Origin of the sequence: Bacteroides sp. ET71 (genome assembly GCF_023336905.1) — a bacterium.
Taxonomy (GTDB): domain Bacteria; phylum Bacteroidota; class Bacteroidia; order Bacteroidales; family Bacteroidaceae; genus Bacteroides.
In genome coordinates, this window is the sequence record NZ_JAMBLS010000174.1 from 1 (window position 1) to 306 (window position 306).

Sequence of the window (306 nt, forward strand, 5' to 3'; positions counted from 1 at the left end):
CGTTTCACGGGAAGCGGTCGAAGATAATCCTTCTCTCCCTGAAGGAACATTTCCTTGCGTGACACCTCCCGTCCGGCCATCACCTTTTCATTGAAATCAAGCAGGGAGACATGGATGGCGGTATTGAGTTCCTCCAGGCCGGAAAATGTCATTCCCTCTATGTCAAGGTAAATGGAACGGTAGAGGAGCTTTACGGCATTCTCTACCAAAGCCTTGTCTTTGGGATGACGCACACGGGCGGGATAGACCGCACAGCCGTAATATTCGGTAAAAGCGGCGAAATCATCATTGATGACAGGCTCGTTA

1 pseudogene is annotated in these 306 nt (G+C 50.3%); it reads right to left on the bottom strand.

Going from position 1 to position 306, the window contains the following annotated elements:
- Window positions 1-306, bottom strand: a pseudogene (locus tag M3090_RS15750) (IS21 family transposase); the annotation flags it as partial.